The sequence below is a fragment of the Serratia sp. Ag1 genome (assembly GCF_000743355.1).
Classification (GTDB): Bacteria; Pseudomonadota; Gammaproteobacteria; order Enterobacterales; family Enterobacteriaceae; genus Chania.
The window spans coordinates 1-9,245 of the sequence record NZ_JQEI01000054.1 but is presented as its reverse complement, the minus strand read 5'-3'; the positions used below and the strand labels follow the sequence as shown (position 1 = coordinate 9,245).

The 9,245-nt window shown below is 49.6% G+C and carries 12 protein-coding genes; 11 read left to right on the top strand and 1 reads right to left on the bottom strand.

Annotation, left to right across the window (positions count from 1 at the left end; all coding sequences use genetic code 11):
- Nucleotides 1-387 precede the first annotated feature (387 nt).
- From IV04_RS22990 to IV04_RS22975, 4 genes are all read left to right on the top strand, one after another.
- On the top strand, nt 388-1,617 hold the full coding sequence (locus IV04_RS22990; RefSeq protein WP_037441531.1) for a site-specific integrase: 1,230 nt from the start codon (nt 388-390) through the stop codon (nt 1,615-1,617).
- A gap of 29 nt (nt 1,618-1,646) precedes the next feature.
- Nucleotides 1,647-2,474 (top strand): hypothetical protein, encoded by an 828-nt coding sequence (locus tag IV04_RS22985; protein ID WP_037441528.1) that lies wholly within the window; start codon nt 1,647-1,649, stop codon nt 2,472-2,474.
- A 96-nt stretch (nt 2,475-2,570) separates the two neighbouring features.
- On the top strand, nt 2,571-2,855 hold the full coding sequence (locus IV04_RS22980; RefSeq protein ID WP_037441546.1) for an AlpA family transcriptional regulator: 285 nt from the start codon (nt 2,571-2,573) through the stop codon (nt 2,853-2,855).
- Nucleotides 2,856-2,869: 14 nt separating this feature from the next.
- Complete coding sequence (locus tag IV04_RS22975) at nt 2,870-3,703, top strand: antA/AntB antirepressor family protein (protein ID WP_037441524.1); 834 nt, start codon at nt 2,870-2,872, stop codon at nt 3,701-3,703.
- Between the two features lie 193 nt (nt 3,704-3,896).
- On the opposite strand, the gene IV04_RS25620 is transcribed toward IV04_RS22975, so the two are convergent.
- Nucleotides 3,897-4,079: a YlcI/YnfO family protein gene (locus tag IV04_RS25620; protein WP_072010961.1), complete on the bottom strand. Its 183-nt coding sequence runs from the start codon at nt 4,077-4,079 to the stop codon at nt 3,897-3,899.
- 142 nt (nt 4,080-4,221) lie between these two features.
- On the opposite strand from IV04_RS25620, the gene IV04_RS26945 reads away from it, so the two are divergent.
- The 7 genes from IV04_RS26945 to IV04_RS22940 form a co-directional block, all read left to right on the top strand.
- Nucleotides 4,222-4,437: a host cell division inhibitor Icd-like protein gene (locus tag IV04_RS26945; RefSeq protein ID WP_037441543.1), complete on the top strand. Its 216-nt coding sequence runs from the start codon at nt 4,222-4,224 to the stop codon at nt 4,435-4,437.
- Complete coding sequence (locus IV04_RS22965; RefSeq protein WP_051916951.1) at nt 4,430-4,699, top strand: hypothetical protein; 270 nt, start codon at nt 4,430-4,432, stop codon at nt 4,697-4,699. Before IV04_RS26945 ends, IV04_RS22965 begins: the two co-directional genes overlap by 8 nt.
- The gene (locus IV04_RS22960; RefSeq protein ID WP_037441521.1) at nt 4,692-4,919 is read left to right on the top strand and encodes a hypothetical protein; all 228 of its coding nucleotides are present in this window, start codon (nt 4,692-4,694) and stop codon (nt 4,917-4,919) included. Before IV04_RS22965 ends, IV04_RS22960 begins: the two co-directional genes overlap by 8 nt.
- A complete protein-coding gene (locus tag IV04_RS22955) occupies nt 4,916-5,266 on the top strand; it encodes a hypothetical protein (RefSeq protein WP_152562947.1) in 351 nt (116 codons plus the stop codon). Before IV04_RS22960 ends, IV04_RS22955 begins: the two co-directional genes overlap by 4 nt.
- Nucleotides 5,263-7,344 (top strand): DUF927 domain-containing protein, encoded by a 2,082-nt coding sequence (locus IV04_RS22950; protein ID WP_037441516.1) that lies wholly within the window; start codon nt 5,263-5,265, stop codon nt 7,342-7,344. The genes IV04_RS22955 and IV04_RS22950 overlap by 4 nt, the downstream gene beginning before the upstream one ends.
- Before the next feature lie 355 nt (nt 7,345-7,699).
- Nucleotides 7,700-8,002 carry a hypothetical protein gene (locus IV04_RS25885; RefSeq protein ID WP_051916950.1) on the top strand — a complete coding sequence of 101 codons (303 nt, stop codon included), beginning with the start codon at nt 7,700-7,702 and terminating at the stop codon, nt 8,000-8,002.
- Nucleotides 8,003-8,232: 230 nt separating this feature from the next.
- On the top strand, nt 8,233-9,245 hold a 1,013-nt coding region (locus IV04_RS22940), incomplete at its 3' end, for a phage major capsid protein (RefSeq protein ID WP_037441535.1).

The following is a 9,245-nucleotide window of genomic DNA, read 5'->3' as shown; positions in this document are numbered from 1 at the left end:
AAGATTAACACTCTATTTCAGCCTGGTACGGGGTGAGCAAATAAATATGCACTTTAATGCCTCGCTGTTAGTGTGTGTACTATAAGATTCTTCCAGAATTTTGTGAAGACTCTATTTTTTTATCAATGATAAAAAAATTTTCATGGTAGAAAGGTAATATACAATTTTAACAAAAAATTAATTATTAAAAAAACCATAACCATTTGTTTTAAATGGTGCATATTGTGTTTTTGTGTTATAGCCACTTTTAATGTATTCATTATATTTCAATAGGTTAACCTTAAAATATACCTGTATATTGTTTCAGTGTTTTTTGTGGTTTCTGTAGTTATGTGCAACACTGTGGGGTAATCCGTGGGGTAACAAAAAGCGAGATGAAACCCAATCATGGCAACCTCAATCAATCGGCTGACAGATAGAAAATTAAAGTCACTGCTTGGCGTTCGCGCTGAGAAGCTCACCAAGATATCGGACGGCGGTGGGTTGATGGTGCGCATCACCAAAGCGGGGGCTATCACCTGGCTGTACAAGTACCGCCTTGGTGGCCGTGAGACTGAGGCTATTCTCGCCACGCTGGGCAAGTATCCTGATCTCACTTTGGCAAAAGCGCGTGAAATGCGTGACCAGTGCCGCCGCTGGCTGGCCGAGGGCCGCGATCCGCAACGGATGCTCAAATTAGACCGCGAAACCACACTGAAGCCCGTCACCGTTAAAGATGCCCTGGAATATTGGCTAACTGAATATGTTGACGGCAATCTTGTTAACGCCGTTCGATATAGAGAAAGATTCGAGATCCACGTTTACCCCTATATCGGAGATATGGCCCTATCTGATTGTGAAACCCATTACTGGCTAAAATGCATCGCACGTACAAAGAAGAAAGCGCCAAGCGTTGCGGGCATGATTCTGCAAATGTCACAGCAGGCGTTTAAATTCTGCCGTATTCGTCGCTATGCCGTTTGTAACGCCCTTGACGGATTATCAGCGCAAGATATTGGTGTAAAGCATAATAAGCGAAAAAGAGTTTTAACTAATCGCGAATTAACCGATCTGCTGGTGGCTCTGAATAGTGATTTCTTCTCACCTTATTATCAGGAATTGTTCTACCTGCTGGTGGTCTTTGGTGCTCGAACCGTTGAAGTTAGATTGTCTGGTTTGAACGAATGGGACTTAAACGCAATGCTGTGGACGGTTCCAGAAAAACACAGTAAAACAGGTGAGAAGATAATAAGGCCAATTCCCGAAAGAATATTGCCTCGAATTAAACGACTCAAAGAGGTTAATAAAAACTCCGGGTATTTGCTTGGTGAGTTCAAAGAGAATACCGCCGTTAGCTCTACAGGTGGCCGAGTCTGTGAAAGGCTGGGCCATTCCGAACGCTGGCGCTTACATGATCTGCGCCGCACCTTCTCAACCGGCATGAATGATTTGGGTATCCCTCCGCATATCGTTGAGTTGTTGCTAGGGCATACCCTGGGCGGCATCATGGCCGTGTACAACCGTAGCCAGTACCTACCGGAGAAACTGGACGCGCTAAACAAGTGGATAGACCGGCTGGAAGTGTTGGCGGGTAATCATGAAAATGTTGTTTTACTTTCATCAGCTTCAGGTAATTAAACAAACCTATTAGGCAAGGTGTTAAATTTATGACTGAATACTTTGACATACCAGAAATAGCTTATTGCAGGGTTGATAGGGCTTCAAGATTGATAGGCTGTGAGGTTGAAGATCTGTATCACTGGATGGAAACTCAAACAATAAATGGCTACCTAAACATTCCATTTGAAAAGGATTTTATAGCATCATTTACTATAGGCTGTAACGAAGATGATGCAGATAACTATTTGCGTAGTATAGATTGGTCGGGTGGTTATTTCCCATTTACTGCGTATAGTGTCGGGACATTGCTTTTTGCGAAGTTTGAAAAAGAGAGCTACCCTTTAAAATACTCCCCTGAATTTGAATCTTGCAATTTCGACGGTCAGATATGTGGTGTGTGGCGGATTGATAGTGGCCTTGAATATCTTTTCGATGATAGTAACGAAATCGACATAAGAAGGTTATTACCTTATGGGAGTGATTTAAATAAAAATATCTATTTATCAGCAAGTGTAAATATGAAGGTAATGAAGAAAAACATTTGGCTTGTAAAGGAAGATATAGAAAAGTTAGCAGGGAAAGAATTTAGAAGCCTAGAGGGTGGGCTGGGAAACATATCTAGCAGAATTGCGAATGAAGTAACACATAATAAAGAAGAGAACACCAAGACGACTAATTCACGTGCTCAATTTATAAAATCATTACTTCACATTCATTATGGTAGTGATGTAGCAGAAAGCCCTAGGCGATTTCTAGAACAAAATAACAGCATAATTATCGACGATTTTAGAAAGATGAATATAAAACCACCTTCTGGTAAGTCAGTTCAGGCATGGATCGAGATGGTGGACATACCTTTTAACGACGAATCATGAATACCGGAATTTCCGGTAATTTTCCGGAAGATTCAAGCAAGGAGATTTTCCACGCATAACAATAGCCTCCACAAACACATGAACAGTGGAGGCAACATGCCAAATACTACCTTTACACCCCCGACCCCAGAGCAACGCCGCACCATTCTTAGCGAGTACGGCTTCACCTACGACAAGCGCATCCGCGAACGTGAATGCCAAGACATTACCAGCCTATCACGCACTACCCGCTGGCAGTTTGAGAACGAAGGTAAATTCCCGCCGCGCTGCCATTTTGGCCGCAATTCCTGCGCCTGGCTTCTCAGTGATGTGTTGTGGTGGGTTCGCAATCCGCCTGCCGTTGAAAACGTTAATAACCCATATAGCCGCCGTTCCGCATAATTAAGGAATAACTAATGAAACAGAAAAATACGGCCATCACTGGTCGTGGCCAAACTCGGCCAGAAGAAAACCACGGCGATATTAACGACAACAACTTTGGATCTCTGGTACCGGTGGTTTCCGGTCAGATCGGCGGACGCGAAAGTAATATTGTGAGCGCCAAGGCGTTGCATAAAACGCTAGGTGTGGGCCGCGATTTCTCAACCTGGTTCAATGAACGCGTTAAGGAATATGGCTTTGTACGTGGCGTTGATTACTTCACCGACGATGACCAAGGCGCGGCATGGTTGATTAACAATCAATATTCCCCCGTTTCGGGGAAAAATAAAAAACGTGGTCGCCCCGAGAAGGACTACTACCCCACCTTAGCAACAGCGAAAGAACTGGCAATGGTAGAGCGCAATGAGCAAGGCCGTGCCATTCGTCGTTACTTCATCCAGTGTGAGGAAGAATTACACCGCAGCGCTCCAGAGGTGGCCGCACGCTTACGCCGCCAGCTTCAAGCCCGTATCGGTGCCGCCAACCTGTTTAAGCCAATGTGTGCCGCACTGGATGCTGCCCGTGCCGAACAGGGCAAGCGGACGCTACAGTATCACTACAGCAACGAAAGCAACATGATCGCCAAGATTGTGCTGGGTGGATTGACGGCCAAGCAGTGGGCGCAGGTAAACGGCATCGACGGTGATCCACGCGATAGCATGAGATCGGAGCAGTTGGAGCACTTCACCTATCTGGAAAGCACCAACATAACGCTGATTGAGTTAGGCCAAGAATACCACCAGCGCAAAGCCGAGCTGATGCGGCTATCGCAGCGTTGGCTGGCGAAGCGTCTGGAGGTGCTTCCATGACGCTCAATATCTATGGGGTTGGCACGGAACGCCACCCAGCCCACAAGAGCTACGGCGATGTTGAGCAGCAGATTTTAGGCAAAGAAAAAGGCAACGCTGCGAACGGTGCCTTTTGGGATGGTTGCTTTTTAAACCATGAGGAAAATCAATATAGTCCAGATTTGGACGATGGCGCAAATCTGAGCCATGACGATCAGCCCTTTGGCTCAATGCCTAAGCGTTCCAGGCGTTGGCGACAAGCATCTTTCACCCAGGCACTGAAATTACCCTGCCCGGCCACAGCGTCGATTTGCTCCAATAGGGCATCTTCGAAGCGAATATTTTTCTTTGTGCTGCCATTCCGCTCAAAAGCAGGCTTGGATTTTTCTTCTTGCATTGGTACGTACCAGTATTGTAGAGTAAACCTTAATGGTACGTACCAGACATTAATAAAGCAACAAAAACAGCGAAACCCCGCAGTGGTGCAAACACATACGGGGCTTCTCACCACCAACGATAGAATAAGTATCGAGGTAGCTATGTTAGATCATATCACACCATTAACCGGGCGGAATTCCCTCACCCCTAATAAGTACACATGGCGCTTTCTGGCGATCTCTCGCATTGACCGTGAAGCCAAGCCCTGCCGCTTATCCGTAGAGGCACACACCGAACGCGAAGCCCGTAAGGTTCTGGCTCCTCACTTCATCCTGTCATTTGCTGCCCGTCTGCCAGTGGAGGTGCACCATGTGTGAAGTCAATCTGGATGCTTACCAAAATGATTTTCAGCGAGTTAATGCGCTGATTGGCAACCCTCATGCACCAACACCCAGCACTACGGATAATCGTTCGCGCGATCGGCTGTTTCGCGTCAAAAAAGGCTTGATCCATCTGTTACTGGAGGTCATTCCCCAGATTGAGGATATCCAGCAACGCCAAGAGGTTTACCTGTGGGTGAGTGGGATACACGACATTGTCCGGTGCGAAGAATGCGACGCGGAGGCAACTCATGACTGATGCAAAAAATGATTACTTGTCTGCTGCGGCTGCTGAACTGTCTATGCAACAAGCCGCGTTAATCAGCCTGATCGAATACTGGCATAACAGTAGAAAAGATGAAGAAGATCGGCGGTTGGTGACTGAAAACCTGCTTTATAACCTCGAAGGTGGCTTAGAACGTACCTGGAATTTATTGGAGCAGGAATCCAGATATCGCATGGCAAGGGGTAAGCAATGATGGAGAGGACTACAGAATTGAACCACCTATGCTCAGTGCTTGCCGCTGCCTGCATTCGCCATTTGGTGCGTGAATCAGGCCGCCCGGCCTTGCTGGTGGACTCTGAGCGTTACAAGGTGCATGCCGTGGTGATGCTGGAGCAGGAAAGCACCGAGATCTGTATCCGCAAGGGGCTGGTGGATCTTCTTATTGGTGAATTCGGCAAAGAGCAGGGAGAAGTCACAGCCCGTTACATGCTGCGATTATCCCTAGATGGCGACGAAATCACGGAAACGGGCCTCGATATTATCAATAGCATCTTTCTGGATGGCGTTGAGTCTCGTCTTGAAACCGGGGAGGCGCTATGAAGAACGCACCCAATGTGAAGGATTTGCCACGGGACAAACGAGAAGAAGCCATTATTTTTGCGGGCTCTGGTGCCTGGAAGGCGGCAAAGGCTTATTCCGAAACGGAGAAGGAAGATCAGCACAAGCCGATTGTATTGGACAGCAAACAGCTACAGGAACTCAGTAGCCTTAGGATCGTTGATGAAGGGCGGCGCTTTGTTCGGGTACACCAGGCGGGGCTGATCGACGGTGACAAGTTACTGACGATCGCCGCCATGCTGGGCCGTGCAGGGGTATGTAATGCGCAACTGTATGATTCTGCCAGTGGGAAACTGCTGGAGGATTGGACGCCGCGCCTAAAAGCCCTGGCAGAAGAACACCCCGCAGAAATTGATCCTCACAGCCTGCCACACGGTTTCCGTCTGGAGGCTGACGCGCTGTGGTTCGATAAGGAAGTACAGAAAAGCGATGGAGATACCGAGATAAGGCCGATCCGGGTGTGTTCACCGCTGCGCGTTACAGCAATCACCAGCGATACGAACGGGAGTAGCTTTGGCCGGCTGCTTGAGTGGGAAACCACGACCGGCATTAAGCGCCAGTGGGCCATGCCAATGGAAATGTTGAGCGGTAGTGGTGATGAGCTGCGCCGGGTGTTGCTATCCAATGGCCTGACGTACATAGGCACCGGCCAAGCGCCACGCGGTTTGTTGCTGGACTATATCGCGCTGTCGAAGCCTGAGCGAACGGTGGTCTGTGTCGATCGTACCGGCTGGCACGAACACACCTATGTTTTGCCCGATATGGTGATCGGCGTGGATGCTGCCGGGGTCATTCTTCAAACGTCCAGTTACCAGACGCAGGATTTTAAGCAGGCCGGTAGCCTGGAGGACTGGCAGCAGCACATTGGCGCGTTGTGTGTGGGCAATTCCCGGTTAGCGTTTGCGGTGAGCTGTGCTCTGGCGGCTCCGCTGTTGCGCCTGGTGGGGATGGACGGCGGCGGCTATCACCTCAAAGGGGAGTCTACGGACGGCAAAACCACGGTAATGAAGGTGGCAACCTCGATATGTGGTGGCCCGGATTATTGGCATACCTGGCGTGCAACGGGGAACGCGCTGGAAGGCACCGCCAGCCGCCGTAATGATGCCCTGTTGCCGCTGGATGAATTACGAGAGGTAGAGGGGAAAGAGGCGGGGCAGATTGCCTACATGCTGGCGAACGGCCAAGGCAAGGGCCGCGCCCGGACTGATGGAGAGCTACGGGCGCGTAAGCAGTGGCGGCTGTTGTTCTTCTCCACGGGTGAGCTGTCACTGGCTGAACACGCCGAACGGGCTGGAGAGCGTACCTTTGCCGGTATGGAAGTGCGTATGGTGCAGATCCCCAGCGATACCGGCCAGCACGGGGCTTTTGAAGCGTTGCACGGCCATGCAGATGGTAAGGCATTTGCCGATCACCTTTGTGAAATGGTGGGCCTGTATCACGGAACGCCACTCCGCGCCTGGTTGCAGGTGTTAACGGGCGACATGAACGAGATGGTAGGGACAGCAAAAGCCCTGCTGAAGAAGTACAGCACCGCACTGATGCCGGAAAATGCCGGTAATCAGGTAGGGCGTGTTGTGTCTCGTTTTGCGCTGGTGGGCGTGGCGGGGGAAATGGCAACGCTATACGGCATAACAGGCTGGCCAGAAGGCGAAGCATACAAGGCGGTAGAGGTGTGTCTTGCTGCCTGGATGAAAGAGCGGGGGCATGTTGCCAATCAGGAGGATGTGGGGGTGATGGAGCAGATCAAGCGCTTCTTCACTGCAAATCAGTACAGCCGGTTTGCGGGTTGGGATATGGCCGATCATCCGCGCGATATGGTTGGCTTTCGCCGGGTAGAAAAAAACGCGGCCACCGGGGAGGACTCAACAGTTTTCTACGTGCTGCCAGCAGGCTGGAAAGAAATCTGCAAGGGGTTCGATTTGGTCAAGGCTGCAAGGCTGTGTGCTGAATCTGGCTGCCTGCTGGTGGGTGGTGATGGTAAATACCAGTCTCGCCAGCGCTTGCCGGATATTGGCAACCAGCGAGTGTATAAAGTCACCTCAGATATATTTAACATCTGATTAACAATATTTCTCGCACGTATCTTATATTTTGGTGGAACAAGGTGGAACAGGTGGAACATTCAGTAATAGCGCGGGTTGTAGCTGTTCCACCTTATCTAAATTAGGTGGAACAAGGTGGAACATTTCAGGTATGGCACTGCTGACTTGTAAACTTTGTTCCACCTGTTCCACTTTACAAGTTATGAGGTGGAACACGCTCAAGCCAGAGCTGGCGCGGTTGTTCCACCTGTTCCACCTGTTCCACCTCAAAAATGATATAGCCACAAAGCTATTCAAGCGGGCATGCTAATTGAGGGTGGTTGTAGTGGTTCCAGCAACAAATAATTTTTCTATAAAATGAGAGGTAAAAGAGATGAATATCACCAAGCAAGATGAAGTCACATATTCAAAAGTTAACATCAAGAAGATCGCCGAGCATAAAAAGCTGTTTGGCACTCCTGACGGTAAAAGTGATTTGCAAATGATGCCCCTGAGTGAATACCGAAATATGGTGGAGCGGGAGGCTTTCTTTTTTGTCGATCATAACGGCTTCTTAAGACACCAATTCTCAGGTGAAATTCTTGCCGCCAGCAAGGAACACATTGATATTCTCATTGAGCAACTTAAAAGGGAAAGACGCTTATTAGATGATGCCTTAGACCTTGCCAAAGAATAGTTTTGTAAATGTTCTGTTCGCTATTGTTTACTAGCGTTTAGGACAAAAACAGCCTGTTTACTATTCTATTCTGCTGTATATGTTGATAAGTGGCACTCAGACGTGAGCCGCCACTGGCCGTTTAGTCAAGCTGCGAGAAGTAGCCTGCGAGATGCAGAAAAAGGGTAAACGGCCCCCCTCCTTTAGTGCTGGTTTCACGTCACGTTATTTATTTCAACGAGAAACCGTACATGAAAAAATTGATTGAACTCCGCCAGAAGAAAGCCGAACTCGCCACCCAAATGCGCTCCCTGCTGACCAAGGCAGAAGAAGAGAAACGCAGCCTTAACCCAGACGAAGCCAAACAGTTTGACGAGCTCCGCACCCAGGCTGACACCCTGCAGGATGATATTGCCCGTTATGAATCCCTGGCCGATGAAGAACGCGCCCAAGGTGGCAACGCCAAGCCAGCCAAAGACGGCAAGAGCGTGACCAATGAAGAACTGCGCCACTACATCATGACCGGTGAAACCCGGATGCTGTCTACCACCGTTAATGAGAGTGGCGGCTATTCCGTTATCCCTGAGCTGGATACCGAGATCATGCGCATGCTGGCCGATGAAAGCGTGATGCGCCAGATCTGTACGGTGAAGACCACCAAATCCAACGAATACAAAAAACTCGTGTCCGTAGGCGGCGCGGCGGTAGGACGTGGCATTGAAGGTGAAGCCCGTGACGAAACCGCGACGCCTAAGCTCGAAGAGGTTAGCATCAAGCTGAACCCTATCTACGCTTACCCGAAAACCACTCAAGAAATTCTCGACTTCAGCGACGTGGATATTCTGGGCTGGTTGACTGAAGAGATTAGCGACACGTTCGCCGAAACCGAAGAAACCGACCTGGTGAGTGGTGACGGGGCCAAGAAGTCAAAAGGGTTCCTGTCCTATCCGCGAGAGGCTAAAGGCGATCGCACCCGTCCATTCGGCACCCTGGAAAAGATGGTTTCCGCTGGTGCTACCCCTACCGCTGACGAGCTGATCGATCTGGTCTTCAAGTTGCGCCGCCGTTACCGCCGTAATGCTGTATGGGTGATGAACTCCAATACTGCCGCCATGCTGCAAAAGCTGAAGAACGGCAACGGGGATTACATCTGGCGCGATCGTCTGCAAGCCGGTGATCCCGATATGTTGCTGGGCCACCCGGTTCACTACCTGGAGAACATGCCGGACGCTGCCGCAGGTCTGCCGGTGATTGCTGTCGGTGA

Excerpts from the sequence above, each read along its gene's own strand:
- IV04_RS26945 (WP_037441543.1), top strand. The coding sequence starts at position 4,222 with ATGTTAGATCATATCACACCATTAACCGGGCGGAATTCCCTCACCCCT.
- IV04_RS22985 (WP_037441528.1), top strand. The coding sequence starts at position 1,647 with ATGACTGAATACTTTGACATACCAGAAATAGCTTATTGCAGGGTTGAT.
- IV04_RS22980 (WP_037441546.1), top strand. The coding sequence starts at position 2,571 with ATGCCAAATACTACCTTTACACCCCCGACCCCAGAGCAACGCCGCACC.
- IV04_RS25620 (WP_072010961.1), bottom strand. The coding sequence starts at position 4,079 with ATGCAAGAAGAAAAATCCAAGCCTGCTTTTGAGCGGAATGGCAGCACA.
- IV04_RS22950 (WP_037441516.1), top strand. The coding sequence starts at position 5,263 with ATGAAGAACGCACCCAATGTGAAGGATTTGCCACGGGACAAACGAGAA.
- IV04_RS25885 (WP_051916950.1), top strand. The coding sequence starts at position 7,700 with ATGAATATCACCAAGCAAGATGAAGTCACATATTCAAAAGTTAACATC.
- IV04_RS22990 (WP_037441531.1), top strand. The coding sequence starts at position 388 with ATGGCAACCTCAATCAATCGGCTGACAGATAGAAAATTAAAGTCACTG.
- IV04_RS22975 (WP_037441524.1), top strand. The coding sequence starts at position 2,870 with ATGAAACAGAAAAATACGGCCATCACTGGTCGTGGCCAAACTCGGCCA.
- IV04_RS22960 (WP_037441521.1), top strand. The coding sequence starts at position 4,692 with ATGACTGATGCAAAAAATGATTACTTGTCTGCTGCGGCTGCTGAACTG.
- IV04_RS22965 (WP_051916951.1), top strand. The coding sequence starts at position 4,430 with ATGTGTGAAGTCAATCTGGATGCTTACCAAAATGATTTTCAGCGAGTT.
- IV04_RS22955 (WP_152562947.1), top strand. The coding sequence starts at position 4,916 with ATGATGGAGAGGACTACAGAATTGAACCACCTATGCTCAGTGCTTGCC.